Origin of the sequence: Streptomyces sp. NPDC051172, from assembly GCF_040682555.1 — a bacterium.
In the GTDB taxonomy this organism is placed as follows: domain Bacteria; phylum Actinomycetota; class Actinomycetes; order Streptomycetales; family Streptomycetaceae; genus Streptomyces.
In genome coordinates this window covers 17,237-39,036 of sequence record NZ_JBFBBE010000025.1, presented here as the reverse complement: position 1 = coordinate 39,036, position 21,800 = coordinate 17,237, and the positions used below count along the sequence as shown (strand labels likewise).

Genomic DNA, 21,800 nt, shown 5'->3' with positions numbered 1-21,800 from the left:
CATCTCGATGATTCCCGGACGATGGACTTTCCACCCTGTCCGGCCGGTTCCGCCCTGGCGGTCGCTCAGCCGCCCGAGAGCACCCTGACCAGGTCTTCCGCGGTGCGGCAGCGGTCCAGGAGCTCCTTGACGTGATTTCGCGTTCCGCGAAGCGGTTCCAGGGTTGGGACGCGCTGGAGCGAGTCCCGGCCCGGGAGGTCGAAGATCACGGAGTCCCAGGAGGCGGCCGCGACGTCGTCCGCGTACTGCTCCAGGCAGCGTCCGCGGAAGTAGGCGCGGGTGTCCTCCGGTGGCTTCGTGCGGGCCCGCTCGACCTCGTTCTCGTCCAGGAGGCGCTTCATGCGGCCGCGGGCCGCGAGACGGTTGTAGAGGCCCTTTTCGGGGCGTACGTCGGCGTACTGGAGGTCGAGGAGGTGGAGCTTTGCGGCGTCCCAGTCGAGGCCGTCGCGGCGTCGGTAGCCCTCCATGAGTTCCCGCTTGGCGACCCAGTCCAGTTCGCCGGCGAGGCTCATGGGGTCGTTCTCCAGGCGGTTGAGGGTGTCCTCCCAGCGGGCCAGGACGTCCTTGGTCTGGTCGTCGGCGTCCGAGCCGAAGCGTTCCTCGACGTATTTGCGGGAGAGCTCGAAGTACTCCATCTGGAGCTGTACCGCGGTGAGTGTGCGGCCGCTGCGGAGGGTGACCAGGCGCTTGAGGGTGGGGTCGTGGGAGACCTGGTGGAGGGTGCGGACGGGCTGGTCCACGGCCAGGTCGACGGCGATGAAGCCGTCTTCGATCATGGACAGGACGAGCGCCGTCGTGCCCAGTTTCAGGTAGGTCGAGATCTCGGAGAGGTTCGCGTCGCCGATGATCACGTGCAGGCGGCGGTATTTCTCCGCATCGGCGTGCGGCTCGTCGCGCGTGTTGATGATCGGGCGCTTGAGGGTGGTCTCCAGGCCTACCTCGACCTCGAAGTAGTCGGCGCGCTGGCTGAGCTGGAAGCCGTGTTCGTGGCCGTCCTGGCCGATGCCGACGCGGCCGGCGCCGGTGACGACCTGGCGGGAGACGAAGAAGGGCGTGAGGTGGCGCACGATGTCCGAGAAGGGGGTTTCCCGTTTCATCAGGTAGTTCTCGTGCGTGCCGTAGGAGGCGCCCTTGTTGTCGGTGTTGTTCTTGTAGAGGTGGATCGGCTGGGCGCCGGGGAGTGCGGCGGCCCGTTCGGCGGCTTCGGCCATGACGCGTTCGCCGGCCTTGTCCCAGAGGACGGCGTCGCGGGGGTTGGTGACCTCGGGGGCGCTGTATTCGGGGTGTGCGTGGTCGACGTAGAGGCGTGCGCCGTTGGTGAGGATCACGTTGGCGAGGCCGATGTCCTCGTCGGTGAGCTGGCTGGCGTCGGCGGCCTCGCGGGCGAGGTCGAAGCCTCGCGCGTCGCGCAGCGGGTTCTCCTCCTCGAAGTCCCAGCGGGCCCTGCGGGCCCGGTGCATCGCCGCCGCGTAGGCGTTGACGATCTGGGACGAGGTGAGCATGGCATTGGCGTTGGGGTGGCCGGGGACGGAGATGCCGTACTCCGTCTCGATGCCCATTACTCGCCGTACGGTCATGCGGCCCTCCTTGCCCGGCGGCGCCCTCGGTCGGGGACGCTGCTCAAGTACCGCTGGCGCTCCAGTGCGTGTGCGGTGCCCGTCCCCGCACTGCGCGACTCGGCGGTACCGAAGAGCCTAGAACGGCTTTGCGCTGGTGGGGAGATCATTTGCGTCATTGCCTTGCGCGCCTCTTGTTGCGGTCTTGGCCTGAAAAACAGTCGACTGCGGGTACCCGGTGAGGGCACCCGCAGCCGCCCTGTCTTTTACAGGTACTGACCGGTGTTCGCCACCGTGTCGATGGAGCGACCGGTGTCGGCGCCCTGCTTTCCGGTGATGAGGGTGCGGATGTAGACGATCCGTTCGCCCTTCTTTCCGGAGATTCGGGCCCAGTCGTCCGGGTTGGTGGTGTTGGGCAGGTCCTCGTTCTCCTTGAACTCGTCCACGCACGCCTGGAGGAGGTGGGAGACGCGGAGACCCTTCGCGTTGTGGTCGAGGAAGTCCTTGATCGCCATCTTCTTGGCGCGGCCGACGATGTTCTCGATCATGGCGCCGGAGTTGAAGTCCTTGAAGTAGAGGACTTCCTTGTCACCGTTGGCGTAGGTGACCTCCAGGAAGCGGTTCTCCTCGGATTCCGCGTACATGTGCTCGACGGCCGTCTGGATCATGCTTTCGACGGTGGTCGTCTTGTTGCCGCCGTGCTCGCCGACGTCGTCGGCGTGCAGGGGGAGGCGTTCGGTGAGGTACTTGCCGAAGATGTCCTTGGCGGCTTCGGCGTCGGGGCGCTCGATCTTGATTTTCACATCGAGGCGGCCGGGTCGCAGGATGGCGGGGTCGATCATGTCCTCGCGGTTGGAGGCGCCGATCACGACCACGTTCTGCAGGCCTTCCACGCCGTCGATCTCGGCGAGCAGCTGGGGGACGATGGTGTTCTCCACGTCCGAGCTGACACCGGAGCCACGGGTGCGGAAGAGGGACTCCATCTCGTCGAAGAAGACGATGACGGGTGTGCCCTCGCTGGCCTTCTCCCGCGCACGTTGGAAGACGAGGCGGATCTGCCGCTCGGTCTCGCCGACGTACTTGTTCAGGAGCTCGGGGCCCTTGATGTTGAGGAAGAAGCTCTTGCCGGCGGCCTGGCCGGTCACCTCGGCGACCTTCTTGGCCAGCGAGTTGGCGACGGCCTTGGCGATGAGCGTCTTTCCGCATCCGGGGGGCCCGTACAGCAGGACGCCCTTGGGCGGCCGCAGTTCGTGCTCCTTGAACAGGTCCGGGTAGAGGTACGGCAGCTCGACCGCGTCGCGGATGGCCTCGATCTGGCCGCCGAGACCGCCGATCTGCTCGTAACCGATGTCGGGAACTTCTTCGAGGACGAGTTCCTCGACCTCGCTCTTCGGAACGATCTCGTAGACATAGCCGGATCGGGGTTCGAGCAGCAGGGCGTCACCGGGGCGGATGTTCACGTCCAGCAGTGGCTCGGCGAGCCGTACCACCCGCTCCTCATCGGTGTGCCCGAGCACCAGGGCGCGTTCGCCGTCCTCGAGGATCTCCTTGAGGGTGACGATGTCCCCGACGCGCTCGAACTCCATGGCCTCGACCACGTTGAGCGCTTCGTTGAGCATTACTTCCTGGCCGCGCCTCAGGTCTTCGAGGTCGACGCTGGGGCTGACGTTCACGCGGAGTTTGCGGCCTCCGGTGAAGATGTCGGCCGTGCCGTCCTCGTTCGCCGTGAGGAAGACTCCGAAGCCGGCCGGTGGCTGTGCGAGCCGGTCGACCTCTTCCTTGAGGGCCACGATCTGGTCGCGGGCCTCACGGAGCGTGTTGGCGAGTCGCTCGTTCTGGGCGGACACGCCGGCCAGGTTGGTCTGCAGCTCGACGATCCGCTCTTCGAGAATCCTCGTGTGTCGCGGAGAGTCGGCGAGCTTGCGTCGCAGGACGGCGATCTCCTGCTCAAGGTAGGCAATCTGCCCGGCCGGGTCGTCGGACCCTCGTCCCGGGCGGATGCCGCGGTTCATGTCGTCGTCGTGGGCTGCCACGGTCCTCACCTCCTCCAAGGGGAGCTGGACGCTTCCAGACCCTACCTGGGTGGGTGTCGATTGAAACCCCTAGATCACAAAGACGGTAGGGGCGTGTCCGATCTTGCCCCTTGCGCCGTTCCTCACGCCAGGGGAATACCCATTCATCAACCTTCGAAAGCAGGCAGTAATCGGCGATGAAGTGTTCAACACCCATCGGTGTCGAGCCTAGTTGTTGACGCCGCGCACCTGCGAACAGGAGCGTGGCGGCTTGGTGCATGGCGCTGGGCGGGCCCTGGGGGCTCCGTCGCGCGCCGTCGATGTGATGCGGTCGACAGGGCAGACTCATACGGCGGTTTTCGGCCACTGCATGGGCTTGCGCGCCGACCCGGGGGGCCTCCAGAGCATCATCCACCAGGCGAAGAGGTGTTCGAAGCGTGCGGTCCGGCGTGTTTCCGCCCATTGCTGCATGGATGTCGTTTGAAAGCCGGAATACCCACCGCCCAGGGTGGGGAAGCCGCCGGAGGTAGGGTCGAAGTGGTCAACACCCGTCGGAGCCGACCCGGTTTTCGGCGGCTCGACAGCCGAACGGCAGGAGACATGAGCGTGCAGCAGGAGGTCGCGACCGGCGGCGAGGAGCTGGAAGTCTGGATCGACCAGGACCTGTGTACCGGCGACGGCATCTGTGCCCAGTACGCGCCGGAGGTGTTCGAGTTGGACATCGACGGCCTGGCCTACGTGAAGGGCGCGGACGACGAACTACTGCAGGCCCGGGGCGCCACGACCCCCGTGCCGCTGCCGCTTCTCACGGATGTGGTGGACTCCGCCAAGGAGTGTCCGGGCGACTGCATCCATGTGCGTCAGGTTTCGGACAAGGTCGAGGTGTACGGCCCCGACGCCGAGTGACCCGGCGGACACGGAACGCCACATCTGTCTGTTTTCTCACACGCGTCGACGGCCGGCTCAGGCGCTGTGCGCACCGGCGGAAGTGGAGCGCATGAACGCGCCGTTCTTCCACTGCCACTTGGCACCCTGTGTCACGTCCGGACAGCAGCGGGGCACGTCAGTGGACGAGTAGCCGAGCAGGGTCGCCGCGACGGCTCCGTCGCGTACGGCGAAGTCGCTGACGGTGTCGCCGGCCTTGGGGTCGAGGAGGGTCGCCACCACGCGCGGCTTGCCGCCGTCCGCGGCGCGCGTGAGGACGTACACGCCGTCGGGCGGGGTGCCCATGGGGGCGTCGCAGTGCACGACGGCCACGGTTTCGGGGTTTCCGTCGCCGTCGAGGTCCCCGGTGGCCTTCTTCTGGACCACCGCTTTGACCGGCCCGCAAGCTAGAGGGAAGCTCACTCCCGCGGTGCTGGGCGCGCTCGCCGTGCGGGCGGTCCCGGCCCGGGGGTCGGCCGGCGGGGCTGCTGTCGCGGAGTTGGGCTGCAGGAGCGAGGAGAGGGCCATGACGCCTGAGACGGCCGCGGCGGTGGCGACCCAGTGGATGGGGCGGGTGTGCGTGTGTGCCAGTTCCGGGACGGCGGATTGCTGCACTAGGAGTGTCTCCCGTGAGGGCTGTGCCGGTGGGGGTGGCCTGCATCGTGCCACACGTCACAGTGCGGGGGAACGGCGGGGTGTTCGGTTCCTCGAATGAGCGATGCCGGGTTTGTTCTGTTTGTGGCGAGGTGTCAACAGAAGGGCGCTGCGGCCGAGTTGCGGATGATGTCCGGGAACTCGGCGGCAGCGCCCTTTCGTTGGGTGCGGTGTTGCGGCCGCGTCAGCGGCCGCCTCCGTCGGCGTTGGGGCCGGCGTAGTCCTCGCCGTAGGCGCCCTTGGCGGGGCGGCGGCGGCGCATGGGCGGCTCGACGCCGTCCGCGAGGCGGCGGGCGGTGAGCAGGAAGCCGGTGTGGCCGATCATCCGGTGGTCCGGGCGGACGGCCAGGCCCTCGATGTGCCAGTTGCGGATCATCGTCTCCCAGGCGGTCGGCTCGTTGAAGGAGCCGATCTCGCGGATGGACTCGACGGTCCGGGCGAGCTGCGTGGTGGTAGCGACGTAGCAGCACAGGATGCCGCCGGGGACGAGCGCCTTGGAGACGGCCTCCAGGCACTCCCAGGGGGCGAGCATGTCGAGGATGACGCGGTCGACGTCGGTGTCGGACAGGTTGTCCTGGAGGTCGCCGACGGTGAGCTGCCAGGCGGGGTGCGGGCCGCCGAAGTAGCGCTCGACGTTCTGCTGGGCGATCTCGGCGAAGTCCTCGCGGCGCTCGTAGCTGTGCAGCATGCCCTGGTCGCCGATGGCGCGCAGCAGGAAGCTGCTGAGCGAGCCGGAGCCGACGCCGGCCTCGACGACGCGGGCGCCGGGGAAGATGTCGGCGAAGGCGAGGATCTGCCCGGCGTCCTTGGGGTAGACGACGGCAGCCCCGCGGGGCATGGACAGGACGTAGTCGGGGAGCAGGGGGCGCAGCGCGAGGTAGGCGACGTTCCCGGTGGTGCGGACAACGCTGCCCTCGGGAGCGCCGATCAGTTCGTCGTGCGGGAAGGAACCCTTGTGGGTGTGGAAGTTCTTCCCGGCCTCGAGCGTGAACGTGTAGTGGCGGCCCTTGGGGTCGGTCAGCTGAACCTGGTCCCCGACCTTGAAGGGCCCGCGCCTGCGGGCGGCACCGGTCGGTTCGGACATGTGAACAGCCTACCGGGGTTTGGTGGGGCCGCCGACCACTAGGAGGGTCTGGCCATGGCCTTCACGAAGGCCCGCTCGACGTCGGCGGCGGACAGGACACCGTAGATCTCGCCGGTCTCCTCGACCACCAGGTATTCGGTGGCGGGGGTGGCGCGCAGGACGTCGAGGAGGTCTTCGCCGGCGAGTTCCGCGGAGACGCGCATGCCGTCGGTGAGGTCCTGGGCGAGGCCGCTGACGGCGACCCAGGGGCGGCGGTGTTCGGGTACGCCGACGATGGCGGCCTCGCGGACGAGCGAGAGGGGGTTGCCTTCGGGGTCGACGACGACGAGGGCGCGGGCACCGGCCGCGTTTGCGCGGCGCAGCGCCTCCGACAGGGGGGTGTCGGTCTCGACGGGGACGGCGCGGCGGGTGAGGTTGCGGGCGCGCAGTTCCGGCAGGTGTTCCCTGAGGCGGGCCATGCGCAGGCTGTTGCCGGCGCCGGTCCAGATGATCGCGGCGAGGATGGCGGCGAGCAGGGCGTCGGTGACGGTGTCCATGCCGACGCTGTCCTCGGCGGTGGTGCCGAGGGCGCCGGACTGGGTGAGCATAGGGAGACCGATGAGGACGGACACGGCGAGGGCGCGGCCGATCCAGGCGGCGGCGATGGTGCCGCTCATGGGTTTGCCGGTGATCTTCCAGACGACGGCACGGAGCATGCGGCCGCCGTCGAGGGGCAGGCCGGGCAGGAGGTTGAAGGCGGCCACGATGAGGTTGGAGATCATCAGGCCCGCGAGCAGGACGCCGGGGACGGTGCCGGGCTCGACGGGCAGCAGGGCGATGTAGAAGAGGCCCGCGAGGACGAGGGAGAAGAGCGGGCCGACGAAGGCCAGGACGAATTCGCGGCCGGGGGTCTCGGCCTCTTTCTCGATCTCGGAGACGCCGCCGAAGAACTGGAGCTGGATGCGGCGGACGGGGAGTTTGAAGCGGAGGGCCGCGACCGTGTGGGCCAGCTCGTGGACGAGGACGGAGGCGTAGAAGGCGACGGCGAAGAAGAGGGAGACGAGGTAGCGGGCCGCGCCGAGTTCGGGCAGGACGCGGTCGAGCTGGCCGCCGAAGACCCAGGTGATCAGGGCGGCGACGAGGAACCAGCTGGGCGCGACGTACACGGGCACGCCGAAGGGGCGGCCCATGAGGAGGCCGCCGCCGGGTTCCCGGGGGCGCTTGGGCGGGCGGTTCTTGGCGGTGCCGGAGTGGGCGAAGGTGCGCTCGTCCCCCGGGCTGTTCGCTGCGGTGCCGTCCGCGGGGCTCGTTTCCGGGGCGGGCGCGTCGCCTGCGGCGGGCCGGTTCTCGCGGTCGCCGCTGCTCGCGGTGTCGGTGCCGTCGTCCGGCGCCGGGTGGTCCTCGTCGGCCGTGGGGGACTGTTGGTCGGCCGGGGTGGGCGCGGGGGCGGCCGGGGCCGCTGACCCTGCGTGGTGCTCGGCCGGCTCGTCGGTGCCGGACCGCGGCTTCCCGCTCCCGCCGCTCTCGTCCACGATGTCCCCTCGTTCGAAGCGTCTTCCGCGCCTGCCGGGCGGAAGGGTCTCGGGTCGATGGTATGCGGCCGTCGGGAAGCGTCCCGCCCCGGCACCCCCTCTCTTTCCCCAGGCGTCACAGCTGTCACGGCCCACGGGCGGGTCACTGTCAGTGGCGGGCCGTATGGTCTGGGGCATGGAGACGAGTACGGAGGGCGCGGTGGAGGCCCCCAGCAGCGAGGTGACGCAGGCGGATGCGCCGGTCACGGTGGAGCCGGCGGCGGAAGCGGTGCCGCCGGTCGGCACGGCGGACGCGGTCCCGCGCGTCGCCATGGCGCCCGCCAGTCTGTCGCCCTCCCGGGCAAGTGACTTCATGCAGTGCCCCCTGCTCTACCGGTTCCGTGTCATCGACCGGCTGCCCGAGAAGCCGAGCGAGGCGGCGACCCGGGGCACGCTGGTGCATGCGGTGCTGGAGCGGCTCTTCGACGCCCCGGCCGCGGAGCGGACCGCGCCGCGCGCCAAGTCCCTGATCCCCGGGCAGTGGGACCGGCTGCGGGAGAACCGGCCGGAAGTGGTGGAGCTGTTCGAGGACGATCCGCAGGGCGAGCGGCTGGCGCGCTGGCTGGGCGAGGCGGAGCAGCTCGTCGAGCGCTGGTTCACGCTGGAGGATCCGACCCGGCTGGAGCCTGCCGAGCGGGAGCTGTTCGTGCAGGCGGAGCTGGATTCCGGGCTGATGCTGCGCGGGATCATCGACCGGGTGGACGTGGCGCCCACGGGTGAGGTGCGGATCGTCGACTACAAGACGGGCAAGGCGCCGCGGCCGGAGTACGCCGAAGGGGCGCTGTTCCAGATGAAGTTCTACGCCCTGGTGGTGTGGCGTCTGAAGAACGTGGTGCCGAGGCGGCTGCAGCTCGTGTATCTCGGCAGCGGGGACGTGTTGACCTACGACCCGGTCCTCGCCGACCTGGAGCGCGTCGAGCGCAAGCTGCTCGCGCTGTGGGAGGCGATCCGGCAGGCGACGGAGTCGGGCGACTGGCGCCCGCGCCCCACCAAGCTGTGCGGCTGGTGCGACCACCAGGCGCACTGCCCGGAATTCGGCGGTACTCCCCCGCCGTATCCGCTGCCGGTCAGAGCCGGCGAGTAGACCCCGCCGGTCGCCCGGAGGGTGGGACGGGCGGGGCAGCAGGGCGGCACGTCCGTCGGCGCCGACGGCTGCGACGGGGGTTTGTCCACCGGCTCCGAGGGCGGCGGAGTCCGTGGTCGTCTCGCAGGGCAGAATGGGGCCGGACTAGCGAAGGAGACTTACGTGGCCATCCGCGTCCTACTGGTCGACGACCAGCCGCTGCTGCGTACCGGCTTCCGGATGATCCTGGAGGCCGAGCAGGACATCGCGGTCGTCGGCGAGGCCGGAGACGGCCTCCAGGCCCTCGACCAGGTGCGGGCGCTGCAGCCCGACGTGGTCCTGATGGACATCCGTATGCCTCGCATGGACGGGGTGGAGGCGACCCGGCAGATCACCGGGCCCGGGCGGGACGGTCCGGCGAAGGTGCTGGTGCTGACCACGTTCGACCTCGACGAGTACGTGGTGGAGGCGCTGCGGGCGGGTGCCAGCGGCTTTCTGCTGAAGGACGCGCCGGCCAACGAGCTGGTGCAGGCGATCCGGGTGGTGGCCGGCGGTGAGGCCATGCTGGCGCCGAGCATCACCCGGCGGCTGCTGGACAAGTACGCCACGCATCTGCCCTCCGGGGACGAGCCCGTGCCGGACACGCTGCACACGCTGACCGAACGCGAGGTGGAGGTGCTCAAGCTGGTGGCCCGCGGGCTGTCCAACGCGGAGATCGCCGCCGATCTGTTCGTCAGCGAGACCACCGTCAAGACGCACGTGGGCCATGTGCTGACGAAGCTGGGGCTGCGTGACCGGGTGCAGGCCGCGGTGTATGCGTACGAGAGTGGGCTGGTGCGGCCCGGCGCGCAGTAGCGGCAGTTGTACGACCGAAGGGCGCCCTCTCGCGCGGAGGGCGCCCTTCGTCTTCGTACGGCTGTCGTTCAGCCCTTGCTGAGTTCCCAGAAGCGGAAGACCGTCGAGGCGTCGAGGCAGTACTCGAGGCCGTAGACGTTCTGGCGGGTGACCGCGTACTGCTTGGCCTGCCAGACCGGGAGGACGGGCAGCTGGTCGGCGACGATGTCCTGCAGCCTGCCGTAGTCGTTGTCGGTCGCGGCGCGGTCGCTCTCGGCGGCGGTGCGCGGGATGAGGGTGCCGGTGATCGTGCTGTTGCTGTAGTGGTTGCTCAGTACGTTGCCCCGGCCGAAGAACGGCGCCGTGAAGTTGTCGGCGTCCGGGTAGTCGGGCACCCAGCCCTTCACGTACACGCCGTACTTGCCCTTGGCGATGTCCTTCTCGTACTGGTCGAAGGCGACGGACTTGACGTCGGCGTCGAAGAGGCCGCTGGCGTTGAGCTGCCCGGCGATCGCCTTCAGCTCCTGGTCGGTGGCCGGGCCGTAGCGCGACGGGGTGGACCAGAGGGTCAGCTTGACCTTGCCGGTGATGCCCTCGTTCCTCAGGGCCGCGGCGGCCTTGGCGGGTGAGGGGCTGGCGCCGTAGGTGTCGAAGAAGGCCGTGTTGTGGCCTGCGATGCCCGCCGGGATGATCGAGTACAGCGGGGTGGCCGTGCCCTGGTAGACGTCCTTGATGAGGGCGTCGCGGTCGAGCAGGTAGGCGATGGCCTTGCGCACGCCGAGCTTTCCGGCGACCGGGTCCTTCATGTTGAAGACCAGGTGCTGGACCTCGGCACTGCTGCCCTCGACGACCTCGGCCTTGGAGCTGTTGTCGGCGTTCTCGATGCCGGCGATGTCGCCCGCGCTCAGACCCCGGTAGGCGATGTCGATCCTGCCGTCGAGCAGCGCCTTCTTCAGGGCGGACGGTTTGCCGTGGAAGAACTGCAGCGTCACGCCGGAGTTCTTCGTCTTCGCGTTGCCCTTGTAGTTGCCGTTGACGGAGAAGACGGCCTTGTCGTCGCCGTACGAGTCCAGCTTGTACGGGCCGGAGCCGACCGCCTTGCCGTCCTTGCGCAGCTTGTTCCCGTCGTACTGGGTGTGGTCGACGATGGAACCCGCACCGGAGGCGATCTTGCTCGGGAAGGTGGCGTCGGGCACCTTCAGCCGGAAGACGACGGTCTTGGCGTCGGGCGCCTCCACCTTGTCCAGCATGGGGAACATGATGGCCGGACCGGCGGCGTCGTTGATCTTGAGCATGCGGTCGAAGGAGAACTTGACGTCCTCGGAGGTGAGCGGGTCACCGTTGCTGAACTTGAGGCCGTCCTTGAGCGTGCACCGGTAGACCTTGGTGGACGTGTCGGTGAAGGCGCAGGACTTGGCGGCCTCCGGCTCGGGCTCCGTGCCTCCGTCGGGGAAGCTGAGCAGCGACTGGAAGACGTTGTCGAACAACAGCCAGGAACCCGGGTCGTAACCGGAGGCGGGGTCGGTCGCCAGGACGTCGTCCGACATTCCCATGACGACGGATGAGCCGGTCCCCCCGGAGTCCGAGCTGCCCGTTCCGCAGCCGGTCAAAAGGCCGGAGGCCAGCCCCGCCACTACGGGCAGGACCGGCCACTGGTTACGCATGTTCACTGCTTGCGCCTTCTCGTCGGGTTCGGAACCCCGGGGCCACACTCCCCGGGCCCCGGGCACGAGAGAGATCAGCCGCTCACGCCACGGCCGAGCTCCCACAGCTGAAGGGTCGAGGAGGAGTTGAGCGCGTACGCGGTCCCCGTGACGCCGGTGCGGGCGGCGACGTACTGCTTGCCCTGCCACAGCGGCAGGATCGGGACGTCGTCGGCCACGGTGTCCTGGATCTCGGTCAGGTTGGAGGAGGCTGCGAGGCGGTCGGCCTCGCGGCGGGAAGCCGGGATCAGGGTGTTGATGATCTTGCTGTTGCGGTAGGGCAACTTGAGGAAGTTGTCCGTGTCGAGGAACGGCGCGAGGTAGTTGTCGGCGTCCGGGAAGTCCGGGAACCAGCCCATGCCCCAGACGTCGTACTTGCCCTTGCGCTCGGCCGGGACGAAGGTCGTCCAGGGGGAGCCCTGGATGTCCACGTTGAAGAGCCCGCTGTCGTTGAGCTGCTTCTGAAGGACCTCGAACTCCTTCTTGGTGCCCGAGCCGTAGTGGTCGGTCGTGTAGTGCAGCGTCAGCTTGACCGGGGTGGTGATGTTGGCGGCGGTCAGCAGGGCCTTGGCCTTGGCGGTGCTGGGGTCGCCGTACTTGTTGAAGAACGAGTTGGAGTGGCCGGTGATGCTCGCCGGGACCAGCGAGTACAGCGGCTCGGCCTGGGTGCCGTACACCTTGGCGACGAGCTCACCGCGGTTGATCAGCTGGGCCATCGCCTGGCGGACGGCCTTGTTCTTCACGGTCGGCGCGTTGGTGTTGAAGGCGAGGTAGCGGATCTCCAGACCCGCCATCTCGACCAGGTCCTCGTTGCTGTCCGTGCCGGCGGACAGCTTCTGGATCTGCTCCGGGGCCATGGTGCGGGTCATGACGTCGATGTCACCCTTGTCCAGGGCCTTGCCCATCGCGTCGGCGTCCGCGTAGGAGATCATGTCGACCTTGGAGTTGTTCACCTTCAGCGTCCCCTTGTAGTTGGGGTTCTTGGTGAACGTGGCCTTGACGATCTCGTCGTTCTTGACGTCGGCGGAAAGGGTGTACGGACCGGATCCGTCGACGCCGAAGCCGTCGCGCAGCTTGTTCTTCTGGTAGTCGGCGGGGTTGACGATGCCCGCGACCGGAGTCGACAGCTTGTACGGGAAGGTGGCGTCCGCGGTCTTCAGGTGGAAGATGACCTGGTTGTCGCCCTGCGTCTCGACGGTCTGGATGGTGTTGAGCAGGGCAGACACGCCGGAGTCGGCCTTGATGGCGAGGGCGCGGTCGATGGAGAACTTCACATCGGCCGCGGTGATCTTGTCGCCGTTGGAGAACTTCAGGCCGTCGCGCAGCGTGCAGGCGTAGCGCTCGTTGCCCGAGTCGGTGAAGCCGCAGCTCTGCGCGGCCTCGGGCACGGGGTCGCCCTCGCCCTTCGGCTGGATCATCAGGGTCTGCACGGTCTGGCGCAGGATGTTCCAGGTGCCGACGTCGTACGCGTACGCCGGATCGAGCGGCGCGGGTGCGTCCTTCGTGGCGGTGAACCGGTCCGTGGTGCCGACGGCGATCGCGTCCCCGCCGCTGCCGCTGCTGTCGGAACTGCCACAGGCGGCGAGCACGGGCGCGAGCAGGCCGACCACGGCCGGCAGCACCAAAGTCTTGCGGTTCATGCTCGTGTTTCTCCAGAGCTGTTCAGGTCCGTGTATCCGGCATGCAGGGGTGTCGCGGCGGATCACGGGGGTAGAGGCGATGGTTCTCGCGACGAGATTAGTCCGCACCAGCACGGCGGTTCGCAGTCACCGGAGTTGAGCCCCCATCACGCAGCGAAACCGGTTGCGGACAGACCGAAAACCCGACCCGGGAAGGATTCGTGCAGCGTTCCATCAATCGGGACACAAGGGCACGTCCCCGCACCCCGAACCGGGGCGAAGAGCACAGCCCGCACGACCTGTCGAGGCCCGGGTGAGTGGGGAACCTCACATTACCAAGGGCCGGGGTGGGCATCGGAATTGGGCCGTCCACCACGCTCCGAATTCCTTCGTACACCAGCCCTGGGAATTCATGTCCTATCACCTCTGCACGCTGGGTGAACGCTCAGCGCATTTCCGTCATCAAGTGGCGATCAGCGGGTGATCAGAGCGTGATCAGTCCGCGCAGAAATGCCAGGTCGACGTCTTCGAGGGAGGTGACGACGGTGCGCCGGGCGGCAGGGGCGATGGGGGCGACGGAGGGCACCGCGACCACATGGCAGCCGGCGGCCTCGGCCGAGGCGACACCGGTCGCGGTGTCCTCGACGACCGCGCATCTGGCCGGGTCCACGCCGAGTCCGGCGGCCGCGGTCAGATACGGGTCGGGGTGCGGCTTGGTGCGCGGCACCTCGTCGCCGGCCACCGAGAGCGCGAAGTGCTGGGGGCCGAGCGAGGTGAGCACGCGGTCGATGATGCGCCGGTGGGAGGCGGAGACCAGGGCGGTGGGGATCTCGTACTCGGAGAGTTCGGCGAGCAGCCTGGCGGCGCCCGGCATCAGTGGCAGGGCGCGGTCGATGCGGTCCTCGAAGCCCTGGTTGAGCAGCACCGTGAGCTCGGCGAGGGCGATGTCGGCACCGGTGGCCTCGATCAGGAACCCCGCGCTGCGGGTCATGGGACCGCCGACCACGACATGGCGCCAGGTGTCGTCCAGGGTGTGGCCGAGGCCGGCGAAGACCTCGACCTCGACGTCCCACCAGAACCCCTCGGTGTCCACGAGGGTTCCGTCCATGTCGAGGAGTACGGCCTGCAGGGCTGAGCCTTCGGCCGTACGGGTTCCGAGCGCGGGGACCGTACTGGTCATCCGGGCGCACCTCCTTGAGGGGCGAGCAGGCCGGTTCCCGCGCGGGGAACCGGCCTGCAGTGGACCGACCAGTGTACGACGGTCGCGGCCGAAGCGCCTCGTTTATCCGGCGTGGCGCGGGGCACACCGTGTATACCGCCGGGGGCCGCCGTGACGTGCGTCGATGTGCCGTCGGGCAAGTCTGTTGGGCGGCCTTTCCGACGGGTTTTTCAGCGGGCGTTGAAGTACTTCGCCTCGGGGTGGTGGATCACGATCGCGTCGGTGGACTGCTCCGGGTGGAGCTGGAACTCCTCGGAGAGGTGGACGCCGATGCGCTCCGGCTGGAGCAGGTCGGCGATCTTGGCGCGGTCCTCCAGGTCGGGGCAGGCGCCGTAGCCCAGGGAGAAGCGGGCGCCCCGGTACTTCAGGGCGAACATGTCCTCCATCTGGCTCGGGTCCTCGCCCGCGAAGCCCAGTTCCGAACGCACGCGCGCGTGCCAGTACTCGGCGAGCGCCTCCGCCAACTGGACGGACAGACCGTGGAGTTCGAGGTAGTCGCGGTAGGCGTTGGCCTCGAACATGCGGGCCGTCTCCTCGCCGATGCGCGAGCCGACGGTGACGACCTGCAGACCGACGACGTCGGTCTCCCCCGCCTCCTCCGGGCGGAAGAAGTCCGCGAGGCACAGTCGGCGGCCGCGGCGCTGACGCGGGAAGGTGAAGCGGGTGCGCTCGTTGCCCTGCTCGTCCAGGATGATCAGGTCGTCGTCCTTGGAGACGCAGGGGAAGTAGCCGTAGACCACGGCCGCTTCCAGCAGGTTGTCGGTCTGCAGCCGGTCCAGCAGACCGCGCAGCCGCGGCCGGCCGTCGGTCTCGACGAGCTCCTCGTACGTCGGTCCCTCACCGGTGCGGGCCTGCTTGAGGCCCCACTGGCCCTTGAAGAGGGCGCCCTCGTCCAGCCAGCTCGCGTACTCCTTGAGCTGGATGCCCTTGACGACGCGGGTGTCCCAGAACGGCGGGGTGGGGATGGGGTTGTCGGTGGCGACGTCGGAGCGGACATGCCCCTCCTCCGGGCGCTCCTCCACCTCGACCGTCGCCGCCCTGACCCGGCGCTGCTTCAGCTCGGGCAGTTTGGCACCGGGCACCCCGCGCTTGACCCCGATCAGCGCGTCCATCAGGCGCAGGCCCTCGAAGGCGTCCCGGGCGTAGCGGACCTCACCCTGGTAGATCTCGTGCAGGTCCTGCTCGACGTAGGCGCGGGTGAGGGCCGCGCCGCCGAGGATGACCGGGAAGTTCGCCGCGAGGCCTCGCTGGTTGAGCTCCTCCAGGTTCTCCTTCATGATCACCGTGGACTTGACCAGGAGCCCGGACATCCCGATGACGTCGGCGCGGTGCTCCTCGGCGGCCTCCAGGATCGCGGAGACGGGCTGCTTGATGCCGAGGTTGACGACGTTGTAGCCGTTGTTGGACAGGATGATGTCGACGAGGTTCTTGCCGATGTCGTGCACGTCGCCGCGCACGGTGGCCAGCACGATGGTGCCCTTGCCCTCGGCGTCCGACTTCTCCATGTGCGGTTCGAGATGGGCGACCGCGGTCTTCATGACCTCCGCGGACTGCAGCACGAACGGCAGCTGCATCTGGCCGGAGCCGAACAGCTCGCCGACGACCTTCATGCCGTCCAGGAGTGTCTCGTTGACGATGTCGAGGGCCTTGCGGGTCTGCAGGGCCTCGTCGAGGTCGGCCTCCAGGCCGTTCTTCTCGCCGTCGATGATGCGGCGCTTGAGGCGCTCATCCAGCGGCAGCGCGGCCAGTTCCTCGGCCTTGCCCGCCTTCAGGGACTTCGCCGTGGCGCCCTCGAACAGGGCCATCAGCTTCTGCAGCGGGTCGTAGCCCTCGCTGCGACGGTCGTGGATCAGGTCGAGGGCAGTGGTGACCTCTTCCTCGCTGAACCGGGCGATCGGCAGGATCTTCGAGGCGTGCACGATCGCCGAGTCCAGGCCCGCCTTGACGCACTCGTCGAGGAAGACGGAGTTGAGCAGGATGCGCGCCGCCGGGTTGAGGCCGAAGGAGATGTTGGACAGGCCCAGCGTGGTCTGTACGTCCGGGTGGCGCCGCTTGAGCTCGCGGATCGCCTCGATGGTGGCGATGCCGTCCTTGCGGGACTCCTCCTGACCGGTGCAGATGGTGAAGGTCAGGGTGTCGATGAGGATGTCCGACTCGTGGATGCCCCAGTTGCCGGTCAGGTCGTCGATGAGCCGTTCGGCGATCTCGACCTTCTTCTCCGGGGTGCGGGCCTGGCCCTCCTCGTCGATGGTCAGCGCGATCAGCGCGGCGCCGTGCTCCTGGGCGAGCTTGGTGACCTTCGCGAAGCGGGACTCGGGGCCGTCGCCGTCCTCGTAGTTGACGGAGTTGATGACCGCGCGCCCGCCGAGCTTCTCCAGGCCCGCCTTGATGACGTCGACCTCGGTGGAGTCCAGCACGATCGGCAGGGTGGAGGCGGTGGCGAAGCGGCCGGCCAGCTCCTCCATGTCGGCGACGCCGTCCCGGCCGACGTAGTCCACACACAGGTCCAGCATGTGGGCGCCCTCGCGGATCTGGTCGCGGGCCATCTCCACACAGTCGTCCCAGCGGCCGGCCAGCATGGCCTCGCGGAACTTCTTCGAGCCGTTGGCATTGGTGCGCTCGCCGATGGCCAGGTACGAGGTGTCCTGGCGGAACGGCACGGTCTGGTAGAGGGAGGCGGCGCCCGGCTCGGGCTGCGGGTTGCGTTCGCCCGGGGCGAGGTCGCGGACCCGCTCGACGACCTGGCGCAGGTGCTCGGGGGTGGTGCCGCAGCAGCCACCGATGAGGGAGAGGCCGTAGTCGCGGACGAAGTTCTCCTGCGCGTCGGCCAGGCCCTCGGGGCCGAGCGGGAAGTGCGCGCCGTCCTTGGTGAGCACCGGCAGGCCCGCGTTCGGCATGCACAGCAGCGGGATGCGGGAGTGCCGGGTGAGGTAGCGCAGGTGCTCGCTCATCTCGGCCGGGCCGGTCGAGCAGTTCAGGCCGATCATGTCGATGCCCAGCGGCTCCAGGGCCGTCAGCGCGGCGCCGATCTCCGAGCCGAGCAGCATGGTGCCGGTCGTCTCGAAGGCCATCGACACCAGCAGCGGCACATCCGTGCCGGTCGCCTCCATGGCACGGCGGGCTCCGAGCACCGAGGCCTTGGTCTGCAGCAGGTCCTGGGTGGTCTCGACGATCAGGGCGTCCGCGCCGCCCGCGAGCAGGCCCTCGGCGTTGGCCTGGTAGCCGTCGCGGATCGTGGCGTAGCCGACGTGGCCGAGCGTCGGCAGCTTGGTGCCGGGGCCGATCGAACCCAGTACCCAGCGGGTACGGCCGTCGCGGGCCGCGAACTCGTCCGCCACCTCGCGGGCGATCCGCGCGCCCGCCTCCGACAGCTCGTGCACCCGGTCCGCGATGTCGTACTCGGACGCGGCCGTGTGGTTGGCGCCGAAGGTGTTGGTCTCGACGCAGTCGACGTCCGCCGCGAAGTACTCCTCGTGGACGGAGCGGACGATGTCCGGCCGGGTGAGGTTGAGGATCTCGTTGCAGCCCTCGAGGTTCTCGAAGTCCTCGAGGGTGGGGTCCTGCGCCTGCAGCATGGTGCCCATCGCTCCGTCGGCGACCACCACTCGGGTGGCGAGCGCCTCGCGGAGCGCGGACACACGGGTCCGGCTGTCGGCGGAAGGGGTCAGCGGCGACGAGGCCATGAAGGGGCTCCCTTAGGGTGCGACGGCTGTCGGCTTTGCGGCGGTCCGCGGAACTCTCCGCGGTGGGCGCACCCCGCCAGGGTAACCGGGTCGGCCGGGGATGGTCAGGGGCGTCCACGGGACGGACGAGGATGACGAGCAGGTCACTCCCGGGATACCAGTGACACAACACAACCCGACGGATGCGCACCGACCATTAGCGGGAGGTCGGCATCGACCGGTAGTGTTCGACATTGCCGAACAGCGGCAGCGGCGTCGCACGTCGACGGTCGAAGGGGACGGAGGCAGTACGGCGATGGCACGGAACATCCAGTCGCTCGAACGGGCGGCCGCGATGCTGCGGCTGCTCGCGGGCGGCGAGCGACGGCTCGGCCTCTCGGACATCGCCTCGTCACTGGGCCTCGCCAAGGGCACCGCCCACGGGATTCTGCGCACCCTCCAGCAGGAGGGTTTCGTCGAGCAGGACGACGCCTCCGGGCGCTATCAGCTGGGCGCCGAGCTGCTGCGCCTGGGCACCACCTATCTCGACGTGCACGAGCTGCGGGCGCGCGCCCTGGTGTGGACGGACGACCTGGCCCGGTCCAGCGGGGAGAGCGTGTATCTCGGCGTCCTGCACCAGCAGGGCGTACTGATCGTGCACCATGTCTTCCGGCCCGACGACAGCCGTCAAGTGCTGGAGATAGGGGCCATGCAGCCCCTGCACTCCACGGCCCTGGGCAAGGTCCTGTCGGCATACGACCCGGTCGCGCACAGCGAGGCCATCGAGGCCGACCGCAAGCCCTTCACCGACCGGACCGTGTGCGAGCAGGAGGACTTCGAGCACATCCTCGACATCTCGCGGGCGCGTGGCTACGCGGCCGACGTCGAGGAGACCTGGGAGGGTGTCGCTTCCGTGGCCGCACCCATCCACGACCGGCGGCGGATGCCGGTGGGCGCGGTGGGCATCACCGGCGCCGTGGAGCGGATGTGCCGGGCCGACGAGAAGGACGCGCTGCGTCCGGAGCTGATCGCCGCGGTGCGGGACTGCGCCCGCGCGGTCTCGCGGGACCTGGGCGCCGGGCGGTTCTGACAGGCGCAGCAGGAGGCAGAAGAGGGCCGGGACGTCGGGTGGCGCCCCGGCCTCTGCCGTGCCCGGGCGCCCCGGCGAACCGCCCGGTCGGTACGCCTGGTGCTTGTTACCCGTCCGTACGCATCTGACCTGCAAGATCGACAGCTCACAGCAATCGATAACGATCGCATTTTCGCCAACACAGGCCCTTGACGCACACCTGACGCCGGAGCAAGACTCCCGTCCATCGGTCGGCATTGTCGAACACCTACCGGCAATACGCGCTAGAGTGTGACAACGCCAAGGGCCGGTATTCGCTCTCACCCCGAGGGCAGCTCGAACTCCCGGAGGGACCCGGGGTTCGGTCCCCTGGACGAAGGACAAAGGAGTCGCGGGTGTCCAGCTCCGACATCTTCATCGGCGAGACCATCGGTACCGCCATACTCATCCTGCTCGGCGGCGGCGTCTGCGCCGCCGTGACGCTGAAGGCCTCCAAGGCCCGTAACGCCGGCTGGCTGGCCATCACCTTCGGGTGGGGCTTCGCGGTACTCACGGCGGTCTACACCTCGGCGCCTCTCTCCGGCGCCCACCTCAACCCGGCCGTGACGCTCGCACTCGCGCTCAAGAAGAACGGCATCGCCTGGAGCGACGTCCCGGTCTACTGGGGCGGACAGCTGCTCGGTGCCGTGATCGGTGCGGCCCTGGTCTGGGTCGCCTACTACGGCCAGTTCCACGCGCACCTCACCGACAAGGAGATCGTCGGCGGTCCGGGTGCGCAGGCCACGGCGGCCAAGGCCGTCGAGGCCCAGGAGAAGGGCGCCGGCCCGGTCCTGGGCATCTTCTCCACCGGCCCCGAGGTCCGGGTCGCCTGGCAGAACGTCGCCACGGAGGTCATCGGCACCATCGTGCTGGTGCTCGCCGTCCTCACGCAGGGCCTCAACGACAGCGGCAAGGGCCTGGGCGTCCTGGGCGCCCTGATCACCTCGCTCGTCGTCGTCTCCATCGGTCTGTCCCTCGGCGGTCCGACCGGCTACGCGATCAACCCGGCCCGTGACCTCGGTCCGCGCATCGTGCACGCCCTCCTGCCCCTGCCCAACAAGGGCGGCTCCGACTGGGGCTACGCCTGGGTCCCGGTCGTCGGTCCCCTGATCGGCGCCGCGATCGCTGCAGGCATCTACAACGTCGCTTTTGCTTAAGAGCACCAGGCTTCACCGCACTTAAACAGCACCGCGCCGTACAGACAGCCCCTATCCAAGGAACTCCAGGAGCACACCGTGACCGACGCGCACACCGCCGGCCCCTTCATCGCCGCGATCGACCAGGGCACCACCTCTTCCCGCTGCATCGTCTTCGACCGCGACGGACGTATCGTCTCCGTCGACCAGAAGGAGCACGAGCAGATCTTCCCCAAGCCGGGCTGGGTCGAGCACAACGCCAACGAGATCTGGACCAACGTCCAGGAAGTCGTCGCCGGAGCCGTCCAGAAGGCCGGCATCACCCGTGACGACATCAAGGCCATCGGCATCACCAACCAGCGCGAGACCACGCTGCTCTGGGACAAGAACACCGGTGAGCCCGTCCACAACGCCATCGTCTGGCAGGACACCCGCACCGACGCCCTGTGCAAGGAACTCGGGCGCAACGTCGGCCAGGACCGCTTCCGCCGCGAGACCGGCCTCCCGCTGGCCTCGTACTTCGCCGGTCCGAAGGCCCGCTGGCTGCTCGACAACGTCGAGGGGCTGCGGGAGCGCGCCGAGGCGGGCGACATCCTCTTCGGCACCATGGACACCTGGGTCATCTGGAACCTGACCGGTGGTGTCGACGGCGGCAAGCACTACACCGACGTCACCAACGCCTCCCGCACCATGCTGATGAACCTGCACACGCTGGAGTGGGACGAGAAGATCGCCGAGTCCATCGGCGTCCCGCTGGCGATGCTGCCGGAGATCCGCTCCTCCGCCGAGGTCTACGGCGAGATCAAGGGCGGCAAGCTGGGCGACCTGCTCGGCGGCATCCCGGTCGCCTCCGCGCTCGGCGACCAGCAGGCGGCCCTGTTCGGCCAGACCTGTTTCGCCGAGGGCGAGGCCAAGTCGACGTACGGCACCGGCACCTTCATGCTGCTGAACACCGGCGAGAAGATCATCAACTCGTACAGCGGCCTGCTGACCACCGTCGGCTACCGCATCGGCGACGACAAGCCGGTCTACGCCCTCGAGGGCTCCATCGCCGTCACCGGTTCGCTGGTGCAGTGGATGCGCGACCAGATGGGCCTGATCTCCACCGCCGCCGAGATCGAGACGCTCGCGCTCTCGGTGGAGGACAACGGCGGCGCCTACTTCGTGCCGGCCTTCTCCGGTCTGTTCGCCCCGCACTGGCGCTCCGACGCCCGCGGTGTGATCGCCGGTCTGACCCGGTACGTCACCAAGGCGCACCTCGCGCGTGCCGTCCTGGAGGCCACCGCCTGGCAGACCCGTGAGATCACGGACGCCATGACCAAGGACTCCGGCGTCGAGCTCGCGGCCCTCAAGGTCGACGGCGGCATGACCTCCAACAACCTGCTGATGCAGACCCTCTCGGACTTCCTGGACGCCCCCGTGGTGCGCCCCATGGTCGCCGAGACGACCTGCCTCGGTGCCGCCTACGCCGCCGGTCTCGCCGTCGGCTTCTGGACCAGCACCGACGACCTGCGTGCCAACTGGCGCCGGGCCGCCGAGTGGACGCCCCGCATGGACGCGGACACCCGCGACCGTGAGTACAAGACCTGGCTCAAGGCCGTCGAGCGGACCATGGGCTGGATCGAGGACGAAGAGAGCTGACGAGGGCTCCGCAAAGGCCCTCGAAAGCTCTGATG

General features: G+C 68.8%; 15 protein-coding genes. 6 read left to right on the top strand and 9 right to left on the bottom strand.

Annotated elements, in window-relative coordinates; all coding sequences use genetic code 11:
• Positions 1-65 precede the first annotated feature (65 nt).
• Both dop and arc read right to left on the bottom strand, forming a co-directional pair.
• Positions 66-1,577, bottom strand: a complete 1,512-nt coding sequence (dop, locus tag AB0N07_RS17580; RefSeq protein ID WP_365835844.1) for a depupylase/deamidase Dop — start codon at positions 1,575-1,577, stop codon at positions 66-68.
• A gap of 245 nt (positions 1,578-1,822) precedes the next feature.
• Complete coding sequence (gene arc, locus AB0N07_RS17575; RefSeq protein WP_123964019.1) at positions 1,823-3,589, bottom strand: proteasome ATPase; 1,767 nt, start codon at positions 3,587-3,589, stop codon at positions 1,823-1,825.
• A gap of 579 nt (positions 3,590-4,168) precedes the next feature.
• Here arc and AB0N07_RS17570 point away from each other — a divergent pair.
• Positions 4,169-4,474, top strand: a complete 306-nt coding sequence (locus tag AB0N07_RS17570; protein WP_365835842.1) for a ferredoxin — start codon at positions 4,169-4,171, stop codon at positions 4,472-4,474.
• Between the two features lie 57 nt (positions 4,475-4,531).
• Here the strand turns inward: AB0N07_RS17570 and AB0N07_RS17565 are convergent, their stop codons facing one another.
• The 3 genes from AB0N07_RS17565 to AB0N07_RS17555 form a co-directional block, all read right to left on the bottom strand.
• Positions 4,532-5,107, bottom strand: a complete 576-nt coding sequence (locus AB0N07_RS17565; protein ID WP_365835840.1) for a hypothetical protein — start codon at positions 5,105-5,107, stop codon at positions 4,532-4,534.
• 223 nt (positions 5,108-5,330) lie between these two features.
• Positions 5,331-6,230, bottom strand: a complete 900-nt coding sequence (locus AB0N07_RS17560; protein ID WP_020939007.1) for a tRNA (adenine-N1)-methyltransferase — start codon at positions 6,228-6,230, stop codon at positions 5,331-5,333.
• A 38-nt stretch (positions 6,231-6,268) separates the two neighbouring features.
• Entirely contained in the window at positions 6,269-7,741 is a 1,473-nt protein-coding gene (locus AB0N07_RS17555; RefSeq protein WP_365835838.1) for a site-2 protease family protein, read from the bottom strand.
• A 175-nt stretch (positions 7,742-7,916) separates the two neighbouring features.
• Between AB0N07_RS17555 and AB0N07_RS17550 the strand changes: the two genes are divergently transcribed.
• Both AB0N07_RS17550 and AB0N07_RS17545 read left to right on the top strand, forming a co-directional pair.
• Positions 7,917-8,864, top strand: a complete 948-nt coding sequence (locus AB0N07_RS17550; RefSeq protein ID WP_365835836.1) for a RecB family exonuclease — start codon at positions 7,917-7,919, stop codon at positions 8,862-8,864.
• 162 nt (positions 8,865-9,026) lie between these two features.
• The gene (locus tag AB0N07_RS17545) at positions 9,027-9,698 is read left to right on the top strand and encodes a response regulator transcription factor (protein ID WP_099927643.1); all 672 of its coding nucleotides are present in this window, start codon (positions 9,027-9,029) and stop codon (positions 9,696-9,698) included.
• 68 nt (positions 9,699-9,766) lie between these two features.
• On the opposite strand, the gene AB0N07_RS17540 is transcribed toward AB0N07_RS17545, so the two are convergent.
• From AB0N07_RS17540 to metH, 4 genes are all read right to left on the bottom strand, one after another.
• Positions 9,767-11,347 (bottom strand): ABC transporter substrate-binding protein, encoded by a 1,581-nt coding sequence (locus tag AB0N07_RS17540; RefSeq protein ID WP_365835834.1) that lies wholly within the window; start codon positions 11,345-11,347, stop codon positions 9,767-9,769.
• A 68-nt stretch (positions 11,348-11,415) separates the two neighbouring features.
• Positions 11,416-13,020: an ABC transporter substrate-binding protein gene (locus AB0N07_RS17535; RefSeq protein ID WP_365835832.1), complete on the bottom strand. Its 1,605-nt coding sequence runs from the start codon at positions 13,018-13,020 to the stop codon at positions 11,416-11,418.
• Positions 13,021-13,483: 463 nt separating this feature from the next.
• On the bottom strand, positions 13,484-14,179 hold the full coding sequence (locus AB0N07_RS17530; protein WP_365835830.1) for an HAD family phosphatase: 696 nt from the start codon (positions 14,177-14,179) through the stop codon (positions 13,484-13,486).
• A gap of 209 nt (positions 14,180-14,388) precedes the next feature.
• On the bottom strand, positions 14,389-17,901 hold the full coding sequence (gene metH / locus AB0N07_RS17525; protein ID WP_365835828.1) for a methionine synthase: 3,513 nt from the start codon (positions 17,899-17,901) through the stop codon (positions 14,389-14,391).
• A gap of 295 nt (positions 17,902-18,196) precedes the next feature.
• On the opposite strand from metH, the gene AB0N07_RS17520 reads away from it, so the two are divergent.
• The 3 genes from AB0N07_RS17520 (at position 18,197) to glpK (ending at position 21,765) form a co-directional block, all read left to right on the top strand.
• Positions 18,197-18,970 (top strand): IclR family transcriptional regulator, encoded by a 774-nt coding sequence (locus tag AB0N07_RS17520; RefSeq protein ID WP_365835825.1) that lies wholly within the window; start codon positions 18,197-18,199, stop codon positions 18,968-18,970.
• 374 nt (positions 18,971-19,344) lie between these two features.
• Entirely contained in the window at positions 19,345-20,145 is an 801-nt protein-coding gene (locus AB0N07_RS17515; RefSeq protein WP_365835823.1) for an MIP/aquaporin family protein, read from the top strand.
• Between the two features lie 78 nt (positions 20,146-20,223).
• A complete protein-coding gene (gene glpK / locus AB0N07_RS17510; RefSeq protein ID WP_365835821.1) occupies positions 20,224-21,765 on the top strand; it encodes a glycerol kinase GlpK in 1,542 nt (513 codons plus the stop codon).
• Positions 21,766-21,800: the final 35 nt, after the last annotated feature.

Coding starts and splice junctions, on each gene's coding strand:
- AB0N07_RS17535 (WP_365835832.1), bottom strand. CDS start 13,020: ATGAACCGCAAGACTTTGGTGCTGCCGGCCGTGGTCGGCCTGCTCGCG.
- AB0N07_RS17570 (WP_365835842.1), top strand. CDS start 4,169: ATGAGCGTGCAGCAGGAGGTCGCGACCGGCGGCGAGGAGCTGGAAGTC.
- metH (WP_365835828.1), bottom strand. CDS start 17,901: ATGGCCTCGTCGCCGCTGACCCCTTCCGCCGACAGCCGGACCCGTGTG.
- AB0N07_RS17560 (WP_020939007.1), bottom strand. CDS start 6,230: ATGTCCGAACCGACCGGTGCCGCCCGCAGGCGCGGGCCCTTCAAGGTC.
- AB0N07_RS17530 (WP_365835830.1), bottom strand. CDS start 14,179: ATGACCAGTACGGTCCCCGCGCTCGGAACCCGTACGGCCGAAGGCTCA.
- AB0N07_RS17550 (WP_365835836.1), top strand. CDS start 7,917: ATGGAGACGAGTACGGAGGGCGCGGTGGAGGCCCCCAGCAGCGAGGTG.
- dop (WP_365835844.1), bottom strand. CDS start 1,577: ATGACCGTACGGCGAGTAATGGGCATCGAGACGGAGTACGGCATCTCC.
- AB0N07_RS17520 (WP_365835825.1), top strand. CDS start 18,197: ATGGCACGGAACATCCAGTCGCTCGAACGGGCGGCCGCGATGCTGCGG.